The sequence below is a fragment of the Streptomyces yangpuensis genome (assembly GCF_024666385.1).
Lineage (GTDB): Bacteria > Actinomycetota > Actinomycetes > Streptomycetales > Streptomycetaceae > Streptomyces > Streptomyces yangpuensis.
Map to the genome: position 1 here is coordinate 1,344,658 of NZ_CP102514.1, position 24,664 is coordinate 1,369,321.

The following is a 24,664-nucleotide window of genomic DNA, read 5'->3' on the forward strand; positions in this document are numbered from 1 at the left end:
ATACCGGGAAGACCGGGAAGACCGGGAAAGAGGAGTGGAACATGGGCCTCGGCGTGGGGTGGACCCTGCACGGAGACGGGCGGACCCCGGCACCCGGCGCCGTGGTGCGGCCCGAGGAGCGGCTGTCGTGGCCGCGGACCGCCGGGCTGGGCGCCCAGCACGTCGTGGCGATGTTCGGCGCGAGTTTCGTCGCACCGGTCCTGATGGGCCTGGATCCGAACCTGGCCATCATGATGTCCGGTATCGCGACGGTGATCTTCCTGCTGGCGACGCGCGGCCGGGTGCCGTCGTACCTGGGCTGTTCGCTGTCCTTCGTCGGTGTCGCGGCGGCGATCCGGGCCGGGGGCGGGGACAGTGCGGTCGTCACGGGTGCCGTGTTCGTCGTCGGCGTGGCGCTGTTCCTGGCCGGTCTCGCGGTGCAGCGGTTCGGCGCGCGCATCATCCACACGGCGATGCCGCCGATCGTGACGGGCGCGGTGGTGATGCTGATCGGCTTCAACCTGGCGCCGGTGACGGCGTCGACGTACTGGCCGCAGGACCAGTGGACGGCGCTGCTGACCATGCTGTTCACCGGGTTCGCCGTGGTGTGCCTGCGCGGTTTCTGGTCACGTATCGCGATCTTCCTGGGGCTGGTCTTCGGGTACGCGATCTCCTGGCTCTTCGACCTGCTCTTCGGCAAGATCCACTCGACGGTGGGCGGGGAGGCGGCCGTGGACCACTGGCGTCTGGACCTCTCCGCCGTCGCGAAGGCCGACTGGATCGGGCTGCCGTCCTTCCACGGGCCGTCCTTCGAGTGGTCGGCGATCCTGATCGCCCTGCCCGTGGTGATCGCGCTGATCGCCGAGAACGCGGGGCACATCAAGGCCGTGGGCGAGATGACCGGTGATCCCCTCGACGACAAGCTGGGCACGGCGATCGCGGCGGACGGCGCCGCGTCGATGCTGTCCACGGCGGTCGGCGGCCCGCCGAACACCACGTACTCCGAGAACATCGGCGTCATGGCGGCCACCCGGGTCTACTCCACGGCGGCCTACTGGGCGGCTGCGGGCTTCGCGCTGCTCTTCGGCCTGTGCCCCAAGTTCGGCGCGGTCGTCGCCGCGATCCCGGGCGGGGTGCTCGGCGGGATCACGGTCATCCTGTACGGGATGATCGGCCTGCTCGGCGCCCAGATCTGGGTCAACGGCCGGGTGGACCTGCGCAATCCGCTGAACCTGGTGCCGGCCGCGGCGGGCATCATCATCGGCGTCGGCGGTGTGAAGCTGCAGATCACGGACAGTTTCGAGCTGGGCGGTATCGCGCTGGGCACGATCGTGGTCATCGGCGGCTACCACGCGCTGCGGTATTTCGCCCCCGCGCACCTGAAGCCACAGGAGCCCCTGCTCGACGCGGGCACGTCCGCCTACGACGACGGCGGTGCGGCGGAGGACAAGCCCCGTTGACGGGGTTTCGCCCGAACCGGGGAAGCGTACGGCCAAGTTCCCCGGATCCGTGCCGGCGCCTGCGACCCTGCCTCCCATGGAAGCGGTGCTGGCGCGGATGCGCGCCCTGGAGGAGCGGCTACCGGCGCAGGACGGTGTCGCCGTCTTCAACCGGGTCTACCTGACGGTGACGGAGGCCCTGCACCGGCGGATCGAGCACGGGGGCTTCCCGGCGCCCCGGCGGGCGGCGACCCTGAGCGTGCGGTTCGCGGAGCGGTACCTGACGGCGGTGGAGGCGGACCGGGCCCCGGCCTGCTGGCGCCCGCTGCTGCAGTACCGCCGGCATCCCGGGATCCGGCCGCTGCAGCACGCGCTGGCCGGGATCAACGCGCACATCGGGCACGACCTGGCGCTCGCGGTGGTGTCCACGTGCGGGGAGCTGGACTGCGAACCGCGGGCCCTGGAGGCGGACTTCGACCGGGTCGGCGACACGCTGGTCGCGCTGGAGGAGCACATCCGGGAGGACCTGATGCCGGGTCCGGACCTGCTGGAGATCGCCGACCCGCTGACCCACCTGGTCGGCTCGTGGAGTCTGGAGCGGGCCCGCGCCGGGGCCTGGTCGGCGGCCCGGCTGCTGTGGACGCTGCGCCGGGCGCCGGACCTGGCCGAGGAGTTCACGGACTCCCTGGACGCGGGCGTCGGCCTGGTGGGCCGCTGCCTGCTGACCCCGCGGGGCTGACGCCGGGCTCCCGGCTCCGGGCGCCGTACGCCCCGGCCCGGACCGCTGTGGCCACGGTCAGGGCCGCGTCGGGGCGCTGCCGGGCCCGCTGTCGGGGCCGGCCGATAGATTCCGGCCATGACGACACTTCTCCTCGACGGCGGTCCGGTCGCCCCGGACGCCCCGGTCAGTCGGACCGGTGGCGTGCCGCTGGGTCCCGCCGGGATGGTCTGGCCCGTGTGCCGCACATGCGCGGGCCCACTGCAGTTCCTCGCCCAGCTCGTGCTCGGCGCGGGTGTGCTGGCCCTGTTCATGTGCGCGCACCGGCCCGGCGAGTGCGAGCAGTGGAGCCCCTCCGCGGGCGGGAACCTGGCCCTGCTGATGCCCACCGAGGGGCTGATGCCCGTACCCCTGCCGCGCGGTGCAGATCCGGAGGTGCTGGGGCTGGGCGCCGTACGGGCGGTCGTGCCCGCGGGGGCCGCGGCGGACGGGCGGGCGGTGCTGGGCTCGCTCGGCGGCGAGCCCGACTGGCTGCAGTACGACGAGACCCCCGACTGCCCCGCGTGCGCCCGGCCGATGGGGTTCGTGGCGGGCCTGGCGGAGGGGCCGGACCCGGTCACGGCCATGAACTTCGGGTCCGGGGAGGCGTACGCCCACGTGTGCGGCGGGTGCGGCCGAGCCGCCCTGCTGTGGCAGTGCTGAGCGGGCCGGGCGCCCGGGGCGGCGTCGCGGGCATGACCGACGCGGCGCAGGGACGCGGGCATGACCGACGCGGCGCAGGGACGCGGGCATGACCGACGCGGCGCAGGGACGCGGGCATGACCGACGCGGCGCAGGGACGCGGGTATGAGAACGGGCCGCCTCCCCGCGTGCTGACGGCGCGGGGCGGCGGCCCGTGATCATGGGGCCCTGTCGGAGGGCCGGGAGGGTCAGTCCTCCGGGAGTTCGACCGGGGCGATCTCGTCGTAGACGTCGCCCGGGCCCGGGTTGGTGGAGTCCGTGGACCCGCCGAGGTGGTGCATGACGCCCCAGACGGCGTTGAGGGCGGTCTGGACCGCGCCCTCGGCCCAGCCGGCCGTCCAGGAGATGTCGTCGCCCGCGAGGAAGATGCCGCGCTTGTCCTCGGGGAGGCGGTCCTGCATGAAGTGGGTGTACAGGCGGCGCTGGTAGCGGTAGTGGCCGGGGAGGTTGGCCTTGAACGCGCCCATGAAGTAGGGCTCGTCCTCCCAGGAGACGGTGACCGGGTTGCCGATGATGTGGCGGCGGATGTCGACCTTGGGGTAGATCTCGCCGAGGGACTTCAGCATGACCTCCATCCGCTCGTTCGCGGACAGCGGCAGCCACTTCAGGCTGTCGTCGCACCAGGTGTACGAGAGGCAGATGACGGCGGGCTTGTCCGGGCCGTTGTCCAGCAGGTAGGTGCCGCGGGTCATCCGGTCGGTCAGCGTCATCGACATGACGTCGCGGCCGGTCTCCTCGTCCTTGTCCAGCCAGAACGGCCGGTCGACGGGGACGAACAGCTTCGACGACTCCATGTAGTGGGTGCGCTCGATCGCCGTCCAGTGGTCGATCGGGAACAGCGTGTCGTCGCACTCGATCTTCGACAGCAGCATCCAGGACTGGGCCGTGAAGATCGCGGCGCGGTACGTGCGGATGTCGCCGGAGGAGTCGGTGACGGTGATGCGGTTGCCGGCGGTGCGGTGCAGGCGGGTCACGGCGGGGCGCGGGGTGCCGCCGTGCAGGGTGGCCAGCGAGGTGCCCTGGGCCCAGTGGACGATCTTCTCGGGCTCGCGCTCCCACAGGCGCAGCGGCAGCTGCTGCGAGCCGCCGACGATGCCGCGGTGGTGGTCGTCGGCCTCGGTGTAGACCACGCGCAGGATCTCGAGGATAGAGTTCGGGAAGTCGGTGTCCCAGCCGCCGGTGCCGAAGCCGACCTGGCCGAAGATCTCGCGCTTGCGGAAGGACTTGAAGGCCTCCGACTTGCACAGGAAGCCGTAGAAGGTCTCGTCGTCGAGCTTCTCGACGAGCTTGGCCCAGATCTCGCGGATGCGCGGGACGTCCCGCTCGCGCATCGCGGTGTTCATGTCGGAGAAGTCGGCGCCCTCGTCGAGGCAGGCGTTCCAGGCCTCGGCGACATCGCGGTAGATCTGCGGGAGGTCGGCGATGGTCTCCGCGTAGTGGGACTCGCCCTTGAGGTCGACGACCGTGGAGGGGGTGGCCTCGGCGAGCGGGTTCGGGAAGGGCTCGGTGACCAGGCCGACGAGGTCGATGTAGTGCTGCAGGGCCGTGGAGGAGGGCGGGAAGCGCATGGCGCCCATCTCCGCGGTGAGGCCCTCGGTCTCGGCGCCCTCGAAGCCGACGGTGCGCAGGCGGCCGCCGATCTGGTCGGCCTCGTAGACGACGGGCTTGAGGCCCATCTTCATGAGCTCGTAGGCCGAGATGATGCCGGAGAGTCCGCCGCCGATGACGGCGACCTCGGTGCCGAACTCGGTCGCGGGTATCTGGCCGAGGCCCGCCGGGTGGGCGAGGAAGTCGTCGTAGGCGTACGGGAAGTCCGGACCGAACATGGTGATCGGCGGCTGTCCGTCGCTGTGCGGGACGGCGGTGGTGGGCACCGTGGACGTCATGGGGTACGACTCCTTGCGGGCGGGGCTCGGGGGGTGGAGCGGCGGGGGCGGGGTGGGGCGGGGAGTGCTGGTGCGGGTCAGACGAGCGAGGCGTAGAGCCCGGGCCGGCGGTCGCGCAGGTAGGGGTTGTTCTCGCGCGAGGCGCCGAGCAGCTCGGGGTCGACCTCGCCGAACACCATTTCCTCGCCGCGGCCGGCGCGGGTACGGGTGGTGCCGTCGGGGCTCGCCAGGCAGCTGAGGCCGACGAACTCGAACTCGCCCTCGGGGCCGGTGCGGTTGACGTACGCGACGTACATCTGGTTCTCGAAGGCCCGGACGGGGACGAGGTGCTCGGCGACGAACTGGAAGGGGTGCATCTGGGCGGTCGGCACCAGGAGGAGGTCGGTGCCGGCGAGCGCGTGGGCGCGGACGTTCTCGGGGAACTCCACGTCGTAGCAGATCATGATGCCGATGCGGATGCCGCCGAGGTCGGCCTGGACGACGGGGGTGTCGCCGGGGGTGAAGGCGTCCTGCTCGAAGCAGCCGAAGAGGTGGGTCTTGCGGTAGTTCGCGAGGGCGGCGCCGTCGGGGCCGATGAGCTGGGCGGAGTTGTAGACCGTGTCGCCGTCGCGCTCGGGGTAGCCGTAGAGGACCGCGAGGCCGTGGCGGCGGGCGATCTCGCCGATGGTGCGGGCGGAGTCGCCGTCGCTCGCCTCGGCGAGGCCGGGGACGGCCTCGAGGTCGAGCGCGTAGCCGGTCAGGAACATCTCGGAGGTGACCAGCAGCCCGGCCCCCGCCTGTGCGGCGCGCTCGGCGGCCTCGTCGAGAGCCTTGAGGTTCTCGGCGATGTCGCCGAGGACTCCGGAGCTCTGGAGGAGGGCGGTGCGCAGCGGGGGCATGGGCTACCTCTGTGGCAGGAGGGGTGGGTGCGGTCCTATGAACGGTACGTTTCGCCCTCCCGGCGCAACAAGGCGCCGATGTTGCGCGCTGGTGTGCGATTCGTTGCGCGTTGAGGGGCTCTGGCGGCGATTCGTTGCGCGACGCGCCCGGTGAGGCCGGTCAGTCGGCGGTCCGGCGCAGCAGGAGGGTGGCGAAACCCCAGGTGGCACGGTATCCGCGAAGCCATTCGGTGCGGTGACCATGCGCTGCGTCGAGGGCTTCGGCGCTGTCGGGGTGGTCGGGGTGGTCGAGGGCCCAGGCGGCCAGGGAGCCGGTCCAGGACCACTCGTAGTCGTCGAGTTCCTCGCGGGTGCTGAGGTGACCGTACACCGGGGTCCAGCCGGCCGCTGTGACCTGGTCGACGAGGGTGGGCAGGTCGGCGAGGGGGCCGAAGTCCTGGAGGTCGGCGGGGGTGGGCGGGTGCTCCCAGTAGCCGTCTCCCACGAGGACGTGGCCCCCGGGGGCGAGGTGGGTGCGGGCCGCGTCGAGGGTGGGCAGGAGCCCGCCGAAGGCGTGCGCCGCGCCGACGCTGAGGACGAGGTCGTAGGGGTGCGGGTCGGTGTGGTCCGCGGCGGGCCGCAGGTGCAGAGACAGCCGGTCGGCGACGCCGAGGGCCTGGGCGGCGGCCGCGGCCCGGTCGAGGGCGGTCCGGGAGACGTCGATGCCGACGCCGTGCACGGCGGGGCGGTCGCGCAGGGACCGCAGCAGCCATTCACCGGGGCCGCAGCCGAGGTCGAGGACGCGTTCGGTACCGCGGGGCAGGGCGCGGTCCAGGAGCCGGGCCACGGCGGTGTCGCTCAGCGGGGCGGCGACGGGGTGGTGGGCGTGGGCCAGGTGGGAGATCGTTTCTCGGTTCACCGGGACACCTTCCCGTTCGGCGGGTGCTCCGGGCATCCGGTTTTCCGGTCGCGCCCCGGGGCCGGCACGGGCCCCCGCCCGGGTTTCGCCGTGGCCCCGCGAGGAGGATCATGGGAGGCGCACCGTCCGGCGTCGGCGCCGGCGGACACCCGTCCCGGGAGGCTCGTCATGCGCAAGGTCATGGACTGCAGGGACTACCCCAGCGAGATGAACTGCACCCTCGCGATCTCGGGCGAGGAGGAAGAGGTCATTGCGGCGGCGGCCCAGCACGCCGCGACCGTGCACGGCCACGAGGACACTCCGGAGTTCCGGGCCTCGCTGCGCGGGATGATCAAGGACGAGGCGTCGCAGCACGCCTGAGGCCGCGCGGCACCGGTGCGCTCCCGGCCCGCGCGGGCGGGTCTATGCGGGGGCGCCCGAGGTGAAGCGGCGCAGGAGCGGGGACAGGACGAGGACGGACTTCGTGCGTTCGACGAAGGGCTCGCCCGCGATGCGTTCCAGGACCCGCTCGAAGTGCCGCATGTCGGAGGCGAAGATCTGGACGAGGGCGTCCGCGTCGCCGGTGACGGTCGACGCGGACACCACCTCGGGGTATCTCTCCAGTCCTCGCCGGATGTCGTCCGGCGAGGTGTTGTGGCGACAGTAGATCTCGATGAAGCCCTCGGTCTCCCAGCCCATGGCGGCCGGGTCGACGCGGACGGTGAATCCGGTGATGGCGCCTTCGGCGCGCAGCCGGTCCACGCGCCGCTTGACGGCGGGGGCGGAGAGCCCGACCTCGGAGCCGATGTCCGCGTAGGAGCGGCGGGCGTCCTCGGCGAGGGCGTGCACGATGCGTTCGTCGAGATCGTTCAGTCGCACGGGGGGTGAATCACTTCTGTTCAGCGACCTCCGCGGCCGAGGCGGCCACGGCGGCCACGGTGGCCAGGCTGGAGCGGCGCATGCCGTAGAAGAAGTAGATCACGAGCCCGACCGCCATCCAGCCACCGAAGCACAGCCACGTGGCCATCGGCAGCTCGATCATGAGGTACGCGCAGAAGAGGAAGCCCAGGATCGGGGTGACCGGGAAGAGGGCGACCTTGAAGGTGCGGGGCATGTCGGGGCGGGTGTAGCGCAGGATGACGACGGCCACGTTGACCAGGCCGAAGGCGAAGAGCGTGCCGATGCTGGTGGCGTTGGCCAGCTCACCCAGCGGGATGAACGCGGCGAGCAGTCCGCAGAAGAGGCAGACGATGATCGTGTTGACCTTCGGGGTGCCGGTCTTCTCGTCGACCTTGGCGAAGGCCTTCGGCATCAGGCCGTCGCGGGACATGGCGAAGAGGATGCGGGTCTGGCCGTAGAGCACGGCGAAGACGACGCTGGCGATGGCGACGACCGCACCGGCGGCCAGGATGACGCTCCAGAAGGAGTGGCCGGTGACGTTCTCCATGATCTGGGCCAGGGCGGCCTCGCTGCCCTCGAACTCCTGCCACGGCATGGCGCCGACGGCGACCAGGGCGACGAGGCAGTAGATCGCGGTGACGATCAGCAGCGAGAGCATGATCGCGCGGGGCAGGTCCTTCTTCGGGTTCTTGGCTTCCTCACCGGCGGTGGAGGCCGCGTCGAAACCGATGTAGGAGAAGAAGAGCATGGAGGCGGCGGTGCTGATGGCGGTGATGCCGAGCGGGGCCAGCGGGGTGTAGTTGCCGGCCTTGATGCCCATGAAGCCGATGACGATGAACAGCGCCAGCGTCACGATCTTGACGACGACCATGATCGTGTTGATCCGGGCGCTCTCCTTGGCCCCGCGGAGCAGGAAGACCATGCACAGGAGCACCACGACGAGGGCGGGGAGGTTGATGTAGCCGCCCTCGCCCAGCGGGGCGGAGAAGCCCTCGGGGATGGTGAAGCCGAGCGTGCCGTCGAGCAGCTCGTTGAGGTACTGGCCCCAGCCGACGGCGACGGCCGCGACGGAGACGCCGTACTCCAGGATCAGGCACCAGCCGCAGATCCAGGCTATGAGCTCGCCCATGGTGGCGTAGGCGTAGGAGTACGAGGAGCCCGAGACCGGGATGGAGCCCGCGAGCTCGGCGTAGGAGAGCGCCGAGAACAGCGCGGTGAGGCCCGCGACGATGAAGGCGATGAAGACGGCCGGGCCGGCGACCGGGGTGGCCTCGCCGAGGACGACGAAGATGCCGGTGCCCAGGGTCGCGCCGATGCTGATCATGGTCAGCTGCCACATGGTGAGCGAACGCTTGAGCGCGCCGCCCTCACCCTGGCCGCCTTCGGCGACCAGCAGCTCGACCGGCTTGCGGCGGAGCAGCGGGTGGGCGGGCCTGCGGGGCTCGGAAGCGAGCGGTGGCGCCTGGCCGTGGTCGAGCACGAGGGGACTCCTTGTCACTGCGGATCGACAGAGGTCGGGGATGAGGCGTCGACCGCGACGGTCCGGAGCAGGACAGGGCCCGACGGGGGAAGGGCCTGGCATGGGGGACCGCCGAGCAGGCGATCCGCGCCACTCCACGTACAGCGAGTGAGCCTACGAGCTGAGTGATACCGCCCGTAATGGACCATCCTTGCACATTGGCGCACGATCATTGCGCGGATCGGTCACTGACAGTCGTTTGTTGCGTAGGGATGATCGATCGCTGCGCAGACCGCCGGAAACCCCCTCCCTTGACACTCCGTCAGATCTGTCGCAGCGTGCCGCCCTGGATCCGCACGCCCGCGGGGGAACCGGGCCCGTGCGGGGTAGGGGCGAACGCCGCGGGGTACGGGTGAACGCGGTGGCCCCGGGGCCGCCCGGGCCGGCATGGAGTTCCCGTATCCGACGATCGGAGGCGAAGGGTGAGCGCACCGGTGCACGACGAGGGCCGGCCCGGACCAGGGCAGGAGCGGACCGGCCGGTGGGGACAAGGAGCCTGGCCGGAACAGGGCGCGTGGCCGCAACGGCGGCAGGGCGGCGGGGAACGGGACGAGGTCCCCGGCGGGTGGCAGGACCCGCAGCCCTTCCTGCGCGGGGTCGCCTGGCTGGACAAGGGCCGTCCGGTGCGCGCCGACCCGGCGGACACGATGCGGCTGCCCTGGGACACCGGTGAGCGGGCCACCCTGCCCATCGGGGTGCGCCTGGAGTTCACCACCGAGACCGCGCGGGCCGTCGAGATCCGCTACCGGGCCACCGTGCCCGGCCCCACGGACTCCCTGCGCGACCTCGCCCACGGCTTCGCGCTGTGGGACCGCCACGGAGTGGTCACCGAGGTGTTCACCGAACCGGCCGCGGAGGCCGTCGTACGCATCGGGCTCGGGGCCGGCGACGGCCCCTTCCGCGGCCCCTTCACCATCCACCCGCCCGAGAACCAGTCGCCCCTCGTCCTCGGCCTGCGCGGGATCGGCGGCGCCCTGGCCCCCGCGCCGCCGGCGCCGCGCTGGGTGGTCCACGGCGACTCGATCACCGAGGGCTGGTGGTCCACCCGCCCCGCCCACGGCTGGCCCGCCGTCGCCGGCCGGGCCCTCGGCTGGGACACCGTCAACCTCGGCTACGCGGGCGCCGCGCGCGGCGAACTGGCCACCGCCGAACAGCTCGCGGGCCTGCCGGCGGACGCCCTCACCCTCGCCTTCGGCACCAACTGCTGGTCCCGGGTGCCCTTCTCGGCGCCCCTGCTGTACGAGACCACGCGGGCCTTCCTCGAACTGGTCCGCCAGGGGCACCCGCGGACCCCCCTGCTGCTGGTCTCCCCCGTGCTGCGGCCCGACGCCGAGCGCACCCCGAACAAGCTCGGCGCCACCCTGGGCGCCCTGCGCGACGCGATGGAGCGCGCCGCCCGGGACCGGATCGCCGCCGGCGACGACCGGCTCGCCGTCCTCCCCGGCCGTGACCTGCTCGGACCCGAGCACCTCGCGGACGGGCTGCACCCCAACGACTCCGGACACCAGGTGCTCGGCCTCGCTGTGGCCACGGCCCTGCGGCGCACCGGGTTCGGCGCGGGGTGAGTGAAACAGCCCACACCGGACGCGGTGAACAGATCCCGCCCACCGGGGCGTGTCCTGTGCACAGTTGCCGCCGCTGGGGGCGACGGCACGACAGACACGATGTGGGAGAGATCAACATGGGCATGAAGCGCGCAACCACCTTCGCCGCGGCCGCAGTAGCCGTCGTCCTGGCGGCCAGCGCCTGCGGCCCGTCGGATTACAAGGCATCGGACACGGCCCAGCCGGCCGGCGCCGCAGCTCCGGCGGCGGCATCGGGCCCGGGCAACCAGCCCGGCGGACAACTGGCCGTCTCCAACACCGAGAAGGCGGGCCCCGTCCTCACCGACAGCGCGGGCCTGACGCTCTACCGCTTCGACAAGGACACGGCCGAGCCGCCGAAGTCGAACTGCGAGGGCGACTGCGCCAAGACCTGGCCGGTGGTCGCGGCCGGTGACGTCACCGCCGCCGCGGGCATGAACCCGTCGCTGCTCGGCGAGGTGGTGCGCGCCGACGGCACGAAGCAGCTGACGGTGGCGGGCTGGCCCGCCTACCGCTTCAACAAGGACGCCAAGCCGGGTGACGTCAACGGGCAGGGCGTCGGCGGGGTGTGGTTCGCGTTCGGCCCGGACGGCAGGAAGGCGGCGAAGGGCGCCCCGGCCGAGGCCGCGCCCTCGGAGGCTCCCGCCGCCTCGCCCGCACCGGGCGGGGCGGCCCCCGCGGCGGCGGCGCCCGGCCTGTCCGTGGCGAAGGACCCGAAGCTCGGCGAGTACATCGTCGACGGCAAGGGCATGACCGTCTACCGCTTCAAGAAGGACACCGCCTGGCCGATGGTCTCCAACTGCGTCGGCGACTGCCTGACCAAGTGGCCGGTCGTGCCCCCGGTGGACAAGGCGAACGCCAAGGGCATCACCGAGAAGAACTACCGGGTCATGGACCGCCCGGACGGCAAGCAGCAGCAGACCGTCGACTGCTGGCCGATCTACACCTTCTCCGGCGACAAGAAGCCCGGTGACACCAACGGGCAGGGCGTGGGCGGCACCTGGTACGCCGTCTCCCCCGACGGCAAGCTGATCACCGTCCAGTAGCCGCTCCGGTCCTCCGGCCCCCCACCACGGTCCGCGCGGCCCCTGCCCCACCTCCCCCCGGGCAGGGGCCGCGCCCTGTTCCCGCGCCCCGGGAGTACGCGGGGTCAGGTCATAGACTCGGGCGCATGCTGCGTGTGCTCGCTGTCGACGACGAGAAGCCGCTCCTGGAGGAACTCCTCTACCTGCTGCGCTCGGACCCCCGGGTGCACAGCGCCGAGGGCGCCTCGGACGCCACCGAGGCCCTGCGCCGGGTCACCCGGGCGCTGGAGTCCGGTCCGGACGGGCCCGACGGCATCGACGTGGTCTTCCTCGACATCCACATGGCCGGTCTGACCGGGCTGGACATCGCCCGGCTGCTGGCCGGTTTCGCACGGCCGCCGCTGATCGTCTTCGTCACCGCCCACGAGGGTTTCGCCGTGCAGGCCTTCGACCTCAAGGCCGTGGACTACGTACTCAAGCCGGTGCGGCCGGAGCGGCTGGCCGAGGCCGTACGGCGGGCCTGCGCGCAGCTGGGCCGGGCCGAGGAGGTGCCGGTGGCCGCCGCGCCGCCGGCGGTCCCGCCGGCCGTGGTGGCGGCGCCCCGGCCGGCCCCGGAGGCGGCCGTACCCGACCGGGGCCCGGAGCAGATCGCGGTCGAACTGGGCGGCGTCACCCGCTTCGTGGCGATCGCCGACATCGCCTACGTCGAGGCGCAGGGCGACTACGCGCGCCTGCACACCGACGAGGGCAGCCATCTGGTGCGGATCCCGCTGTCCACGCTGGAGGAGCGGTGGGCGGCGCGCGGGTTCGTACGGATCCACCGCCGCCATCTGGTGGCGCTGGCCCGGATCGACGAGCTCCGGCTGGACTCGGGCACCACCACCGTCCGGGTCGGGTCGGCGGTGCTCCAGGTGAGCCGCAGGCACGCGCGGGAGCTGCGGGACCTCCTGATGCGGCACGCGACCGGCTGAAACCGGCCGCCGACGGCCGCCGACGGCCACCGCCGGACTCGGCCGGGCGACCGCCGGGCGCGCGCGGATGCCGTTCACCGCACCGGGAGGGGCGTACGGCGATCCGCGGGAGCCGCCTGCCGCACCGGTGGTGTGAACGACCGGCCGAGGCGGTCGCCGCTGCGTATCGTGGATCTTCCCGGCGCGGGAGGAGCGAGATGTCCGAGGTCCAGGCGCTGGTCGACGCCCTGAGCGGGCTGCCGCGGAGGCGGCCGGCGGGGCCCGCCGAGGCCGAGGCGCTGCTCGCCCTGCTGCGCAGTGCGGCCGCCCGCTGGGCGGACATCCTCTACGAGTCCTGCGAGGGCGCCCGCGACCAGGTCCCGCCGCGCGCGGAGGCGGCGCTGACGCTGGCGTTCCGGCGGGCCGAGGAGTCGTACGTGGAGCTGGAGATCGCCCTGCGGGACTGCGCCGAGCACCGCGACCCGGCCGTCTGAGCGGGGGACCGGCAGGGTCCGAATCGTGTCTGTCGCCCGGTCGGGGGCGTGCGTAGACTCCGGTCACCCCTCCCCGTCCGAAGGACCGCCCCGGTGAACCAGACGTACGCGCTGACCGCGGTCGCCGTCGTCGTGCTGGTCACGCTGCTGCTCGGCGCGCTGGGCCTGCGGATATCCCGGACCACCTCGGACTTCTACGTGGCCTCACGGACGGTGGGGCCGCGGCTGAACGCGGCGGCGATCAGCGGGGAGTACCTCTCCGCCGCGTCGTTCCTCGGCGTGGCGGGTCTGGTGCTGCTCCAGGGGCCGGGGATGCTCTGGTACCCGGTGGGCTACACCGCCGGGTATGTGGTGCTGCTGGCCCTGGTCGCGGCGCCGCTGCGCCGCTCCGGCGCGTACACGCTGCCCGACTTCGCGGAGGCGCGGCTGGAGTCCCGGACGGTGCGCCGGATCGCGGTGCTGTTCGTGGTCGGGGTGGGCTGGCTGTACCTGCTGCCGCAGTTGCAGGGGGCCGGGCTGACCCTGGAGATCCTCACCGGGGCCCCGCACTGGGCCGGCGGGCTGGTCGTGGCCGGTGTGGTCAGCGTCGCGGTGGCCGCCGGGGGGATGCGCAGCATCACCTTCGTGCAGGCCTTCCAGTACTGGCTCAAGCTCACCGCTCTGCTGGTCCCGGCGTTCTTCCTGATCGCCGCGTGGGCCGGGGACGGCGCGCCGCGGGCCACCTTCGACGCCCCGGCGGTCTTCCGCGAGGCCACGTCGGTGACGCTCGCGCAGGACGTGCGGCTGTCGGTGAAGGAGCCGCTCGCGGTGACGGTGACGGGGCAGGTGGACGGGCGCTCCCATGTGGCGGAGCCGCTGGTGCTGGCCGCCGGCGAGCATGCCGTGCGGGCCCACGCGCGGCTGGAGTTCGCCCCGGACACGCCGGTGCCGGACGCGCGGGAGGAACCGGGTTCCGGGGCGGGCACCTGGTCGGAGCCGCCGTCCGGGGAGCTGCGGGAGTACCGGCTGTACGCCACGTACGGGCTGATCCTGGCCACGTTCCTGGGGACGATGGGGCTGCCGCACGTGGCGGTGCGGTTCTACACCAGCCCCAACGGGCGGGCGGCGCGGCGCACGACGCTGGCGGTGCTGGGGCTGGTCGGCGCCTTCTACCTGCTGCCGCCGGTGTACGGGGCGCTGGGCCGGATCTACGCCCCGGAGCTGGCGCTGACCGGTGACGCGGACGCGGCGGTGCTGGTGCTGCCCGAGCGGATGCTGGGCGGCGTGCTGGGGGAACTGCTGGGGGCGCTGCTGGCCGGGGGCGCGTTCGCGGCGTTCCTGTCGACGGCGTCGGGGCTGACGATGGCGGTGGCCGGGGTGCTGCACCAGGACGTGCTGCCGACGCGCGGGGTGCGCAGTTTCCGCTCGGCGGCGCTGCTGGCGATCCTGGTGCCGCTGGGGGTGAGCGTGGCGGCCACGGAGGTGCCGGTGGCGGATGCGGTGGGGCTGGCGTTCGCCGTGTCGGCCTCGTCGTTCTGTCCGCTGCTGGTGCTGGGCATCTGGTGGCGGGGGCTGACGCCGCCGGGGGCGGTGGCGGGGCTGGTCACGGGTGGCGGGGCGGCGCTGAGCGCGGTCCTGGCGACGCGGGCCGGGCTGGCTCCGACAGGCTGGACGCACACGATGCTGGCCTGGCCGGCGGCGTGGTCGGTGCCGCTCGGGTTCCTGACGATGGTGGCGGTGTCGCTGGCCACCCGGTCGCGGATCCCGGCCGGTACGGCGGCCACCCTGGCCCGGCTGCACCTGCCGGAGGTCGTGGCCGGGGACGGGGCGGGGGGACGGCGGTGACCGGGGCGGGACAGGCCCTGCTCGCCGTGCTGGCGGTGGCGGGCGCGGCCCTGATGCTGGGCGTCGGCTGGGCGGCGGGGCGCTGGCACGCGCGCCGCGGGGAGCGTCTGGCGGGCCTGGATCTGGGGACGCCGGTGGAGCGGGCCACTTTTCACACACTGCACACGGCTTCGCTGGCCGCTCCCCCGCTGCGGGCGGGGCTGACCGAGGACGCGGCCCGCAAGGCGGCCCGGCGGCTGCGGTCGCTGCTGGGTACGGAGGCGCTGTGCCTGACGGACCGGGAGGCGGTGCTGGCGTGGGACGGCCCGGGGGCCGACCACCACCAGCGGCGGGCGATGGCCCGGGTGGCGGTGATGCTGGAGTCGGGGCGCAGCCAGAGCGTGCGGACCGAGTGCCAGCGGCCCGACTGTCCGTTGAAGTGGGCCGTGTTCGCCCCGCTGACCGGCGAGGACGGGGTGCTGGGGGCGCTGGTGGCGTATGGGTCGCGGGAGTCGGCGGTTCTGGTGCGGGCCGCGACGGAGCTGGCCCGGTGGGTGTCGGTGCAGTTGGAGCTGTCGGAGCTGGACCGCTCACGCACCCGGCTGATGGAGGCGGAGATCAAGGCGCTGCGGGCTCAGATCTCCCCGCATTTCATCTTCAACTCGCTGGCGGCGATCGCCTCGTTCGTGCGGACCGATCCGGAGCGGGCGCGGGAACTTCTGCTGGAGTTCGCGGACTTCACGCGGTACTCCTTCCGGCGGCACGGGGATTTCACCACGCTGGCCGAGGAGTTGCGTTCCATCCAGCAGTATCTGGCGCTGGCGGGGGCCCGGTTCGGTGACCGGCTGAAGGTGACGTTGCAGGTGGCGCCGGAGGTGCTGCCGGTGGCGCTGCCGTTCCTGTGTCTGCAGCCGCTGGTGGAGAACGCCGTCAAGCACGGGCTGGAGGACTCCACCGAGGAGTGCCGGATCACGATCACGGCGCAGGACGCGGGCCCCGACGCGGTGATCACCGTCGAGGACAACGGGGTGGGGATGGATCCGGAGCTGCTGCGCCGGATCCTGGCCGGGGAGCGGGCGGGTTCCTCGTCGGGGGTGGGACTGCCCAACGTCGACGAGCGGATCCGGCAGGTGTACGGGGACGCGTACGGCCCGGTGATGGAGACGGGGGTCGGCGCCGGCATGAAGGTGACGGTACGCATCCCCAAGTACCGGGCGGGCGTGCACAGTTCCCCGTCGGTTCAGGCCCTGCCACCCCGGACCTGAACCGCCCCGGACCCGCCCCGGACCCGCCCCGGGCCTGAACGCCCGTGGCCCGACCGGCCCGTCCGCGCAGGACAGGCCCGTCGGGCCACGGCGAGGTACGGAAACTAGCTCCAGCTGGCGTGCAGCGGCTTGCCCTCGGCGTAGCCGGCGGCGGACTGGATGCCGACCACGGCCTTCTCCTCGAACTCCGCGAGGGAGCCGGCACCGGCGTAGGTGCAGGAGGAGCGGACGCCCGCGATGATCGAGTCGATCAGGTCCTCGACGCCCGGGCGGGCCGGGTCGAGGAACATGCGCGAGGTGGAGATGCCCTCCTCGAACAGGCCCTTGCGGGCGCGGTCGTAGGCCGACTCCTCGCTCGTGCGGTTCTGCACCGCGCGGGCGGAGGCCATACCGAAGGACTCCTTGTACAGGCGGCCCTCGGCGGACTGCTGGAGGTCGCCCGGGGACTCGTACGTACCGGCGAACCAGGAGCCGATCATGACGTTGGAGGCGCCGGCGGCCAGCGCCATCGCCACGTCGCGCGGGTGGCGGACGCCGCCGTCGGCCCAGACGTGCTTGCCGTACTTCTTGGCCTCGGCCGCGCACTCCAGCACCGCGGAGAACTGCGGGCGGCCCACGCCGGTCATCATGCGGGTGGTGCACATGGCGCCGGGGCCCACACCGACCTTGATGATGTCCGCGCCGGCGTCGATGAGGTCCTTGACGCCCTCGGCGGCGACGATGTTGCCGGCCACGATCGGGACCTGCGGGTCCAGGGCGCGGACGGCCTTGATCGCGTTGATCATCGACTCCTGGTGGCCGTGCGCCGTGTCGATGACGAGCGTGTCCACGCCCGCGTCGAGCAGCTGCTTGGCCTTGGCCACGAAGTCGCCGTTGATGCCGATGGCGGCCGCGATGCGCAGCTTGCCGTTGGCGTCGGTGGCCGGGGTGTAAAGGGTCGCGCGCAGGGCGCCCTTGCGGGTGAGGATGCCGACGAGCCTGCCGTCCTTGTCGACGGCCGGGGCCAGCTTGCGGTGGCCGGCGTCGAGCTGGTTGAAGGCCTCGCGCGGGTCGATGTCGGCGTCGATGAGCAGCAGCTCCTTCGACATGACCTCGGAGAGCTGGGTGAAGCGGTCGACGCCGCTCAGGTCGTGCTCGGTGACGACGCCGACCGGGCGGCCCTCGCCGTCGACGACGACACCGGCGCCGTGGGCGCGCTTGGGCAGCAGGGACAGTGCGTCCGCGACGGTCTGGGTGGGCGCCAGTGTGATCGGGGTGTCGAGCACGAGGTGGCGGGTCTTCACCCAGGAGATGACGTCGGTGACGACCTCGATCGGGATGTCCTGCGGGATGACGACGATGCCGCCGCGGCGGGCGACGGTCTCGGCCATCCGGCGGCCGGCGATCGCGGTCATGTTCGCCACGACCAGGGGAATGGTGGTGCCGGTCCCGTCGGGCGAGGAGAGGTCGACGGCCTGGCGGGAACCGACCGCGGAGCGGCTCGGCACCATGAACACATCGTCGTACGTGAGGTCGTACGGCGGCTTCAGGTCATTGAGGAAACGCACGTGCTGAACATCCCAGTCAATCGGAGGTACCTCGACAGGGTGCAGCCGAGGAAACGCACGTACTTCATTCTCCCACGGCCTCGGGTTCATGCCGCCCGGGCCGATCGTCCAAGGCGTCGCGGACCGTGTGGTGTCTTCCTACGGGACCCTGGTCCCGTAGGGGTGCGGCGGCCCGCCCCCGCAGGGGCAGGATGCACCGGTCCGGGTCACAGTGGAAGGGCAAGGACGGTCCCGGGACGTCCGGGCCGAACGGCCGGGTGGAGGATCCATGACGGCGACGACGCGGGAAGAGGCACCCATCGCGGTGGAGGGCGGCGGACTGGAGGTGCGGGTGCGGGAGATCGGCGGCGATCTCACCGTCGGGTTCTTCCGGCTCCCGCAGGGCACCGACTTCACGGAGGCCCTCAAGGGGCTTCCGGACGACATGTGCCCGTGCCCGCACTGGGGGTACCTCCTCAAGGGCCGGCTGCTGATGCGCACCCGGGACGGGGAGCAGGTGTACGAGGAGGGGCAGGCCTTCTACTGGGGTCCGGGGCACGTCCCCGTGGCGCTCGCCGACACGGAGTACGTCGATTTCTCCCCGTCGGCGGAGTTCCACCGGGTCGTGGAGCACGTCAGGGGCGGGGCGGGCTGAGGGCGGCCACGGCGCGGGGTGCGGGTGCCGGTCTGCGGTGGACGGGGCCGGTGGTGGCGGTCAGGGGGGCGGCCGATCCGCCGTGCCGGAGGGCCGTGAACTCGGCGGCGATGGCCAGCGCGGTCTCCTCGGGGGTGGCGCCGCCGAGGTCGAGGCCGATGGGTGAGCGCAGCCGGGCCAGGGCGCCGTCCGTGACCCCTTCCTCGCGCAGCCGCCCGACGCGTTCGGTGTGGGTGCGCCGCGATCCCATGGCGCCGACGTAGCCGAGCGGCAGCCGCAGGGCCAGCTCCAGCAGCGGTACGTCGAATTTCGCGTCGTGGGTGAGGACGCAGACGGCGGTACGGGAGTCCAGCCGGCCCGCTTCCCACTCCGCGGCGAGATGGCGGTGGGGCCAGTCGACGACCACCTCGTCGGCGGCGGGGAAGCGCGCCGGGGTCGCGAAGACGGGCCGGGCGTCGCACACGGTGACCCGGTGGCCCAGGAAGGCGCCGATCCGGGCCAGGGCGGCGGCGAAGTCGATGGCCCCGTAGACGATCAGCCGGGGCGGTTCGGCGGCGGACTCGACGAGCAGGGTCAGGGGCTCCCCGCACAGCCCGCCGGCGGTGCCGAGCTCGGCGGTGCCGGTGTGTCCGGCGAGGAGCAGGGCACGGGCCCGGACGGCGGCGGCCCGGTCGAGGGCGGCGCCGCCGGCGAGTCCGCCCTCGTAGGAGCCGTCGGCGTGGACGGCGAGGGCCCGGCCGAGCTGGCGCGGCGGGCCGGACACGACGCGGGCGAGCGCGGCCCGGGCCCCGTCCGCGGCGGCGTCGAGGACCGAGCCGAGGACGGGCCGTACCGGGTCGCGGCCGCGCACCGGGGTGACCAGGATGTCGAGGACTCCGCCGCAGGTCAGGCCCACGGCGAAGGCGTCGTCGTCGCTGTAGCCGAAGCGGTGCAGGCCGCCGCGGCCGGTGCTGATCGCGTCGAGGCACAGGTCGTGGACGGCGGATTCGACGCAGCCCCCGGACACGGAGCCGAGCGCGGTGCCGCGGTCGTCGACGGCGAGCGAGGCGCCGGGGCCGCGCGGCGCGCTGCCGCTGACGGCGACCACGGTGGCCAGGGCGAATTCCCGGCGCGCGGCGCACCAGGCGCGCAGCTCCGCGGCGATGTCGAGCATCAGCGGATGTATTCGCGGCGTGGGGTCTGTCCGGGCAGGTGCGGCGGCAGCACGGCGGGGGTGGCCGGGTGTGCTGCGGCGGGCCGGGGCAGGGTGGTGGTCTGCCTGAGGGCGGCGGGGCGCGCGGGGCCGGGGTACGGGTCACGGGCGTGGGGGCGTGCGGAGAGCAGTTTCGCGGCGTGGGCGACGCTCGCCAGGGTGGCGTGGTGGTGCCAGCCGCGGAAGGAGCGGCCCTCGAAGTCGCGGATGCCGACCGGTTCGCAGGTCTCGGTGAAGTCGAGGGAGACCCGGTCGGTGAGTTTGGCGAGCAGGAAGAGCTGGGCGAGCGGCCGGTCCCCGATGTTGGTGATCCAGAACTCGGAGGGGAGCAGGGCCGTTTCGGTCCAGGCCCCGACCAGCAGCAGCGGGATGGGCGGGGCGGACGCGGGGCGGTCCTCGCAGGGGGCGGCGAAGATCGGGGCCGAGGTCAGCAGGGTCACCGCTCCTTCGGCCCGGCCGTGCCGGGTCCATTCGACGACGCGGCGCTGGGAGCGCAGGGAGTCGATGAGTTCGCGTGCGGGGGCGGTGTGCGGGCCGGGTTTGTGCCGGCCCGCACCGCCGAAGGAGACGGGCAGCGAGCCGTCGACCTTGAAGACGAAGGGGATGTCCTGGAGGGCGAACGAGTCGATGCTCTGCGGAAGGTCGCCGTTGGCGACCTCCATCACCACGGGCCGGCGCTGGAGTTGCCAGGTGGCGGCCATCCGCTGGACGGCGTGTACGGCGTCCTGGGCGGGGGTGAGGGAGCGGGCGGTGTCGGGGATGCCGGCCCGGCGGCGGCGCATGAGTTCGCTGGTCCAGGGTCCGGGGAGGGTGAGGGTCCATTCGACGGGGAAGCTGGCCTCGCTGGAGGCGAGCCAGATCCCGCTGGCCTGCTGGCAGTTGGCGGTGCGGCCGAGCTGGGGGACGAACTGCCGGCCGACGCCGACCGAGCGGTCGCCGGCCTTTTCGATGACCATGGGCTGGAGCACCCAGGCCAGCGGGCGCTGTGCGGTGCGTTCGAGGTGCTGGGCGAGGGAGCGCCGTACGGGCGTCCAGTCCCAGGGGGACTTGCTGATGAACTGCTGCAGGCTCTGCTCGACGGAGCTCGCTCCGGTTCCGGCGATGTTACGGATTGTTTTCTTCCCGTTGGTCCGCACGAGGCCGTTCAGATAAACGCGGGCCCAGTTTCGCTGGTCCCGCCGGGGTAAGGACTCAAAGAGAAGAGAGATCATGACATCGATCAATTCGGGGACTTCCTTGGCGGAATCCTCCGGCAGGACTGCGCGAGCCATCTGGTGCCTCCCCCGCGACCAGCTAGATCCGATACCCTACTTGACCGCGGAGAACGGCCGTAGGCCCCTGCGGCTACTTCCTGAGGTCGCTGGCAGATTGGAGCCGCTCTTCCTCTACCACGAGGGGGATGGGGATCTGGTTCGCCGCATAGTAGATCGCGATCAGGAAGTGCGCGACAAGGGTGAGCGGTGCGGAGAAGAAGGCCAGGACGACCGTGCAGGGGTAGGCGATGGCGCCGAGGCCGAAACGCACTCGCGTGGCTCGTGCGCCGTCCTTGTCCACCTGCTCGTGGAAGAGGTGCCCCACCCGGGTGACGTACCACCAGAAGAGCAGGAACGCCAAGGCGTAGGCCACGGTGACGAGGCTGTAGAGCACGGCGGCCGGGCCGGCGGAGCCGCCTTCGGTGAGGTGTTCGGCGAGCACGTTGGTGGTGTACGGGATCACCGAGACCACCATCAGCACCATGAGGTTCAGGAACAACAGCGGACGGTCGACCCGCTTCAGGTGACTGAAGATGGTGTGGTGGTTCACCCACATCACACCAATGATGAGGAAGCTCACCACATAGGCGGCGTAATGGGGCCATTGTTCGCGGACGCCGTGCCAGAAGTCGGCCCCGGTTTCTTCCGGAACCTTTAATTCCAGGACGAGGATCGTAATGATGATGGCGAATACGCCGTCACTGAATGCCTCGACCCGCCCGGTTTCATTTTCCATGACCTCCCCTTTACCGTTTCTCTACGCGGGCCGTGGGCCGCGCATACGGGGAGAGCGCGTTCTGCCGCCCCTCCCCGCACACGCTACCCAGATTTCCGGTCTCAGCCGCCGAAGCCGGCCGTCTGGCGCCAGATTCGGCCATCGCGGACCACGAGTGTCCCGAACGCGTGCTCCGGTTCGCCGTTCAGGTTCATGATCGCCCGGTAGAAGATGGTGTCCTCGGTCTCGATGTACTCCTGGAGTTCCACCAGCGTGGGCTTCACCGTGAGATAGCCGGTGAAGGTCTCACGGACCGCCTCGATGCCCACCGAGACGCCCTCGAAGCGCAGCAGCACGGCGTCGTCGGTGTAGTTCTTCATCACCGCCTCGATGTCCAGGGCGGCCAGCGCCTCCATCTGGCGGACGAACACCGGGTGCAGCGTGGAGATGTCGTACTTGGCCATGTCGACTCCGTTTCAACTGGGAAGGGCGCCCGGGGCGCGCGAGGATGCGGTTTCCTGTGCGGTATCGGGTGTGTGCGCAGGTGGGAGGCAGGATTCGGCGCTGCCCGCGAAGGGCAGCCGCACGACCATCCGGGTCTCGCCGGGGCGTGAGCGGGCCGTGAGCGACCCGCGGTGGCGCTGGGTCACGATGCGGTAGCTGAGGTGCAGCCCCAGGCCCGTTCCCTTGCCCACGTCCTTGGTCGTGTAGAAGGGTTCGAAGATCCGCGGCAGGGACTCCGCCGGGATGCCCCGGCCGGTGTCGGTGATCTCCACGACCATGCAGACGCCCTCGGCCCGGGCGCTCAGTGTCAGTACGCCGGCGCCCTCCATGGCCTCGACGGCGTTGTCGACGAGGTTGGTCCACACCTGGTTCAACTCGCTCGGATAGCCCGTCAGTTCGGGCAGGTGCGGCTCGTACGCACGGACGATGCTGATGCCGTCGAGCTTGGCACGCAGCACGACCAGCGTGTTCTCCAGTCCCTCGGTCACCGGGAAGCGCTGCTCGGGCGCCCGGTCGAGATTGGCGTAATCCCGGGTGGCCGAGACGAGTTGGGAGATCCTCGGGCCCGCGGCCCGCAGCTCGGCGGCGAGCGAGCGGACCTCCAGCAGCGCCGCCAGGTGGTCGAGGGCCCGGGCGAGGGCCTCCTTGCCGACGCCCTCCGTCCGCTCCAGCAGCCGGCCCAGGTCGAGTCCGAGGTCGGAGACGCCCGAGCCGAGCAGGCCGGAGCGTTCGGCGCCGGCCCTCTCCGCCCAGTCGGCGATCTCCTCCTCGGCGTCGGCCTGGGCCAGCGGGTCGGTGGTGACCGGCGGCGGCAGCGCGTCCAGTTCCCCGGTGAGCCGGTCGAGGACGGCCCGCTCGGCGGGGGTGGCGGCCGCGCCCCATTCCTGGGCGGTCCTGGTGAGCCGCTCCAGGGCGGGGGCCAGTTCCTGCGCGGCCCGGGCGACCGCGGCCGCCGGGTTGTTCAGCTCGTGCGCGAGCCCCGCCGCGAGGGTGCCCAGCGCCTCCACGGTGGCCCGTTTGCGGGCCTGGACCTCGGAGGACTTGATGCGCCAGGCCAGGACGGGGATCAGTACGGCGGCCACCCCGTGGCAGCGCGTGAGCATCTCGAAGAAGACCGCCCTGGGGTAGGCCACGACCGTGGTCGACGGCCCGCTCGCGGCGGCGGTGGCCACGTACGCGCCGTCCGTCAGCAGCGGCAGTTCGCCGGTGAAGCGGTGGGCGGCCGGGGGCTTGCCGTCGTGGTCCTCGGCCGCGGCGCCCTCCTCCTCGGTGGAGTGCCGGGTGAGCACCTCCTCCCGGCCGTCGACGACCTTGGTGACGACGAGCCCGCCCGAGAGCAGCACGTGGAAGCTGGTGGCCTCCTCCCCGTCCCGGAAGAGCACCTCCCCGTCGGCGAGGACCTGCGGCCGGGACACCGAGACCAGCCAGTCCAGCTGTTCCTCGGTGATCCCCGCGAAGACCTCCAGGGCCCGTAGGGCGGAGCGCAGCTCCCGCGTGTTCATGCCGCGCTCCCCTCTGCCCGGGTCCGGGCGGCCAGCCGTACGGTGGCCAGCAGGGCCACCGCGCACATCGCGGCGACGGCGGCCATGAAGCCGACCGAGGTCCGGTGCAGCCCGTGGATGTTGGTGAGCATCCCGGCGAGCACGGCCGGCACGCTCATCGCGAGGTACGCGAAGACGTAGACCGCGGCGGTCAGTTCACCGCGGTGTGCCGGATCCGCCAGTCCGCTCAGCGCCCGGAAGGCGCCGAGGAAGGCGGCCCCCCAGCCGCCGCCGAGGACGGCCGTGGCCACCAGGAACACGGGAGCCGAGCCGAGGCCCAGCGCGAGCAGCACCGCCCCGAGACCGGTGAGCATGCCGAGCAGCCCGAGGACGGCGGTGCGCAGCGCCGCGGTGCGGCCGAGCATCAGCTGGGCGACGGTGGCGGCGCCGGCGAGCAGGGCGACCGTGGCCCCGCCGACGAGGTAGTTCGTGGACCGGAGCAGGGACAGGGCCAGGTGCGGGCCGAGCGAGAGGTAGAAGCCGCCCACGGACCAGACGGCCACGATGGTCAGGACGAGGACCAGGAAGCGGCCCCGGGCGCCCGCCGGTACGTGGATCCGGTGCGGGACCACCCGCGGCCGGCCGCCGGCGCCGGGAGCGCTCTCCGGCATGCGCACGACACCCACCAGGGTGACGGCGAAGGCCCCGATGAGCAGCAGATAGCTGAGGACGGTCGGTGCGGGCGCGTACTGGACGAGCAGTCCGGCGCCGATCCCGCCGAGCCCGATCCCGATGGTCGGTCCGGCGCTGTTGACCTGGGCTCCCAGGGCCGGGCGGGAGGCGGGGGCCAGTTCCAGCAGGGCCGCGCCCATCGCGCCGGTGGCGAGGCCCACGGCGAGCCCCTGCACGGCGCGGGCGGCGAGGAGCGGTCCGAGCCCCTGGGCTCCGGCGAACAGGGCCATGGAGACGATCGCCAGGACCAGTCCGGTGCCCAGGACCGGGCGCCGGCCCAGGGTGTCGGAGAGGGAGCCGAAGAGCAGGAGCCCGGCCAGCACGGTGACGGCGTACAGGGCGAAGACCACCGTGATCGTGCCGGAGGACAGGTCCCACTTCTGCTGGTAGAGCACGTAGAGGGCGGAGGGTACGGAGGAGGAGAGCATCAGCAGCACGAGGACGGCGCCCACCACCCAGAAGCCGGAGCCTCTGGGCGGGCCGGCCGCGCGGGCGGCTGGGGACACGGATGTCTCCGTGGTCGATCGGGACGGTTCGGCCACTGCTTCA

General features: G+C 72.6%; 23 protein-coding genes. 11 read left to right on the forward strand and 12 right to left on the reverse strand.

Annotation, left to right across the window (positions count from 1 at the left end; genetic code table 11):
* Positions 1-41: 41 nt before the first annotated feature.
* From NRK68_RS06180 to NRK68_RS06190, 3 genes are all read left to right on the forward strand, one after another.
* On the forward strand, positions 42-1,439 hold the full coding sequence (locus NRK68_RS06180) for a uracil-xanthine permease family protein (protein ID WP_183067703.1): 1,398 nt from the start codon (positions 42-44) through the stop codon (positions 1,437-1,439).
* 76 nt (positions 1,440-1,515) lie between these two features.
* On the forward strand, positions 1,516-2,157 hold the full coding sequence (locus NRK68_RS06185) for a DUF5995 family protein (RefSeq protein ID WP_257855288.1): 642 nt from the start codon (positions 1,516-1,518) through the stop codon (positions 2,155-2,157).
* A gap of 117 nt (positions 2,158-2,274) precedes the next feature.
* Positions 2,275-2,838, forward strand: coding sequence for a hypothetical protein (locus tag NRK68_RS06190; RefSeq protein ID WP_183067512.1), 564 nt, complete (start codon positions 2,275-2,277; stop codon positions 2,836-2,838).
* A gap of 227 nt (positions 2,839-3,065) precedes the next feature.
* Here the strand turns inward: NRK68_RS06190 and NRK68_RS06195 are convergent, their stop codons facing one another.
* From NRK68_RS06195 to NRK68_RS06205, 3 genes are all read right to left on the reverse strand, one after another.
* Positions 3,066-4,763, reverse strand: coding sequence for a flavin monoamine oxidase family protein (locus tag NRK68_RS06195; protein WP_183067513.1), 1,698 nt, complete (start codon positions 4,761-4,763; stop codon positions 3,066-3,068).
* 77 nt (positions 4,764-4,840) lie between these two features.
* Positions 4,841-5,641, reverse strand: a complete 801-nt coding sequence (locus tag NRK68_RS06200; protein ID WP_257855290.1) for a carbon-nitrogen hydrolase family protein — start codon at positions 5,639-5,641, stop codon at positions 4,841-4,843.
* Positions 5,642-5,801: 160 nt separating this feature from the next.
* Complete coding sequence (locus NRK68_RS06205) at positions 5,802-6,539, reverse strand: SAM-dependent methyltransferase (protein ID WP_183067515.1); 738 nt, start codon at positions 6,537-6,539, stop codon at positions 5,802-5,804.
* A gap of 168 nt (positions 6,540-6,707) precedes the next feature.
* On the opposite strand from NRK68_RS06205, the gene NRK68_RS06210 reads away from it, so the two are divergent.
* Positions 6,708-6,899, forward strand: coding sequence for a DUF1059 domain-containing protein (locus NRK68_RS06210; protein WP_183067516.1), 192 nt, complete (start codon positions 6,708-6,710; stop codon positions 6,897-6,899).
* Positions 6,900-6,941: 42 nt separating this feature from the next.
* On the opposite strand, the gene NRK68_RS06215 is transcribed toward NRK68_RS06210, so the two are convergent.
* Positions 6,942-7,397 (reverse strand): Lrp/AsnC family transcriptional regulator, encoded by a 456-nt coding sequence (locus tag NRK68_RS06215; protein ID WP_030027017.1) that lies wholly within the window; start codon positions 7,395-7,397, stop codon positions 6,942-6,944.
* Positions 7,398-7,407: 10 nt separating this feature from the next.
* The gene (locus NRK68_RS06220; RefSeq protein WP_257855291.1) at positions 7,408-8,898 is read right to left on the reverse strand and encodes an amino acid permease; all 1,491 of its coding nucleotides are present in this window, start codon (positions 8,896-8,898) and stop codon (positions 7,408-7,410) included.
* Between the two features lie 626 nt (positions 8,899-9,524).
* On the opposite strand from NRK68_RS06220, the gene NRK68_RS06225 reads away from it, so the two are divergent.
* The 6 genes from NRK68_RS06225 to NRK68_RS06250 all read left to right on the forward strand — a co-directional run bounded on the left by NRK68_RS06225 (position 9,525) and on the right by NRK68_RS06250 (position 16,057).
* Positions 9,525-10,502, forward strand: coding sequence for a GDSL-type esterase/lipase family protein (locus tag NRK68_RS06225; protein WP_257857784.1), 978 nt, complete (start codon positions 9,525-9,527; stop codon positions 10,500-10,502).
* Between the two features lie 116 nt (positions 10,503-10,618).
* Positions 10,619-11,566: an SCO0930 family lipoprotein gene (locus NRK68_RS06230; protein ID WP_257855292.1), complete on the forward strand. Its 948-nt coding sequence runs from the start codon at positions 10,619-10,621 to the stop codon at positions 11,564-11,566.
* Positions 11,567-11,691: 125 nt separating this feature from the next.
* A complete protein-coding gene (locus tag NRK68_RS06235) occupies positions 11,692-12,516 on the forward strand; it encodes a LytR/AlgR family response regulator transcription factor (protein ID WP_183067519.1) in 825 nt (274 codons plus the stop codon).
* A 197-nt stretch (positions 12,517-12,713) separates the two neighbouring features.
* Positions 12,714-12,989: a hypothetical protein gene (locus tag NRK68_RS06240; protein WP_046780317.1), complete on the forward strand. Its 276-nt coding sequence runs from the start codon at positions 12,714-12,716 to the stop codon at positions 12,987-12,989.
* 93 nt (positions 12,990-13,082) lie between these two features.
* Entirely contained in the window at positions 13,083-14,813 is a 1,731-nt protein-coding gene (locus tag NRK68_RS06245; RefSeq protein ID WP_183067520.1) for a sodium/solute symporter, read from the forward strand.
* A complete protein-coding gene (locus NRK68_RS06250) occupies positions 14,810-16,057 on the forward strand; it encodes a sensor histidine kinase (RefSeq protein WP_257855293.1) in 1,248 nt (415 codons plus the stop codon). Before NRK68_RS06245 ends, NRK68_RS06250 begins: the two co-directional genes overlap by 4 nt.
* A gap of 104 nt (positions 16,058-16,161) precedes the next feature.
* Here the strand turns inward: NRK68_RS06250 and NRK68_RS06255 are convergent, their stop codons facing one another.
* Positions 16,162-17,625, reverse strand: coding sequence for a GuaB1 family IMP dehydrogenase-related protein (locus NRK68_RS06255; protein WP_046780468.1), 1,464 nt, complete (start codon positions 17,623-17,625; stop codon positions 16,162-16,164).
* 247 nt (positions 17,626-17,872) lie between these two features.
* On the opposite strand from NRK68_RS06255, the gene NRK68_RS06260 reads away from it, so the two are divergent.
* Positions 17,873-18,238 carry a cupin domain-containing protein gene (locus NRK68_RS06260; protein ID WP_183067522.1) on the forward strand — a complete coding sequence of 122 codons (366 nt, stop codon included), beginning with the start codon at positions 17,873-17,875 and terminating at the stop codon, positions 18,236-18,238.
* Here NRK68_RS06260 and NRK68_RS06265 read toward each other — a convergent pair.
* The 6 genes from NRK68_RS06265 to NRK68_RS06290 form a co-directional block, all read right to left on the reverse strand.
* Positions 18,219-19,391 carry an XdhC family protein gene (locus NRK68_RS06265; protein ID WP_257855294.1) on the reverse strand — a complete coding sequence of 391 codons (1,173 nt, stop codon included), beginning with the start codon at positions 19,389-19,391 and terminating at the stop codon, positions 18,219-18,221. The two genes, NRK68_RS06260 and NRK68_RS06265, sit on opposite strands and share 20 nt — an antisense overlap.
* On the reverse strand, positions 19,391-20,701 hold the full coding sequence (locus tag NRK68_RS06270; protein ID WP_308296072.1) for an IS701 family transposase: 1,311 nt from the start codon (positions 20,699-20,701) through the stop codon (positions 19,391-19,393). Before NRK68_RS06270 ends, NRK68_RS06265 begins: the two co-directional genes overlap by 1 nt.
* 73 nt (positions 20,702-20,774) lie before the next feature.
* Positions 20,775-21,419 carry a TMEM175 family protein gene (locus NRK68_RS06275; protein ID WP_183067525.1) on the reverse strand — a complete coding sequence of 215 codons (645 nt, stop codon included), beginning with the start codon at positions 21,417-21,419 and terminating at the stop codon, positions 20,775-20,777.
* 101 nt (positions 21,420-21,520) lie between these two features.
* Complete coding sequence (locus NRK68_RS06280) at positions 21,521-21,862, reverse strand: nuclear transport factor 2 family protein (protein ID WP_183067526.1); 342 nt, start codon at positions 21,860-21,862, stop codon at positions 21,521-21,523.
* 12 nt (positions 21,863-21,874) lie between these two features.
* Positions 21,875-23,404, reverse strand: a complete 1,530-nt coding sequence (locus NRK68_RS06285) for an ATP-binding protein (protein ID WP_257855296.1) — start codon at positions 23,402-23,404, stop codon at positions 21,875-21,877.
* Complete coding sequence (locus tag NRK68_RS06290) at positions 23,401-24,621, reverse strand: MFS transporter (protein ID WP_183067528.1); 1,221 nt, start codon at positions 24,619-24,621, stop codon at positions 23,401-23,403. Before NRK68_RS06290 ends, NRK68_RS06285 begins: the two co-directional genes overlap by 4 nt.
* Positions 24,622-24,664: the final 43 nt, after the last annotated feature.

What these genes read in the sequence shown, in the direction of transcription:
- NRK68_RS06180 (WP_183067703.1), top strand. Translation starts at nt 42, where the DNA reads ATGGGCCTCGGCGTGGGGTGGACCCTGCACGGAGACGGGCGGACCCCG.
- NRK68_RS06185 (WP_257855288.1), top strand. Translation starts at nt 1,516, where the DNA reads ATGGAAGCGGTGCTGGCGCGGATGCGCGCCCTGGAGGAGCGGCTACCG.
- NRK68_RS06190 (WP_183067512.1), top strand. Translation starts at nt 2,275, where the DNA reads ATGACGACACTTCTCCTCGACGGCGGTCCGGTCGCCCCGGACGCCCCG.
- NRK68_RS06195 (WP_183067513.1), bottom strand. Translation starts at nt 4,763, where the DNA reads ATGACGTCCACGGTGCCCACCACCGCCGTCCCGCACAGCGACGGACAG.
- NRK68_RS06200 (WP_257855290.1), bottom strand. Translation starts at nt 5,641, where the DNA reads ATGCCCCCGCTGCGCACCGCCCTCCTCCAGAGCTCCGGAGTCCTCGGC.
- NRK68_RS06210 (WP_183067516.1), top strand. Translation starts at nt 6,708, where the DNA reads ATGCGCAAGGTCATGGACTGCAGGGACTACCCCAGCGAGATGAACTGC.
- NRK68_RS06230 (WP_257855292.1), top strand. Translation starts at nt 10,619, where the DNA reads ATGGGCATGAAGCGCGCAACCACCTTCGCCGCGGCCGCAGTAGCCGTC.
- NRK68_RS06235 (WP_183067519.1), top strand. Translation starts at nt 11,692, where the DNA reads ATGCTGCGTGTGCTCGCTGTCGACGACGAGAAGCCGCTCCTGGAGGAA.
- NRK68_RS06240 (WP_046780317.1), top strand. Translation starts at nt 12,714, where the DNA reads ATGTCCGAGGTCCAGGCGCTGGTCGACGCCCTGAGCGGGCTGCCGCGG.
- NRK68_RS06260 (WP_183067522.1), top strand. Translation starts at nt 17,873, where the DNA reads ATGACGGCGACGACGCGGGAAGAGGCACCCATCGCGGTGGAGGGCGGC.
- NRK68_RS06265 (WP_257855294.1), bottom strand. Translation starts at nt 19,391, where the DNA reads ATGCTCGACATCGCCGCGGAGCTGCGCGCCTGGTGCGCCGCGCGCCGG.
- NRK68_RS06270 (WP_308296072.1), bottom strand. Translation starts at nt 20,701, where the DNA reads ATGGCTCGCGCAGTCCTGCCGGAGGATTCCGCCAAGGAAGTCCCCGAA.
- NRK68_RS06275 (WP_183067525.1), bottom strand. Translation starts at nt 21,419, where the DNA reads ATGGAAAATGAAACCGGGCGGGTCGAGGCATTCAGTGACGGCGTATTC.
- NRK68_RS06280 (WP_183067526.1), bottom strand. Translation starts at nt 21,862, where the DNA reads ATGGCCAAGTACGACATCTCCACGCTGCACCCGGTGTTCGTCCGCCAG.
- NRK68_RS06285 (WP_257855296.1), bottom strand. Translation starts at nt 23,404, where the DNA reads ATGAACACGCGGGAGCTGCGCTCCGCCCTACGGGCCCTGGAGGTCTTC.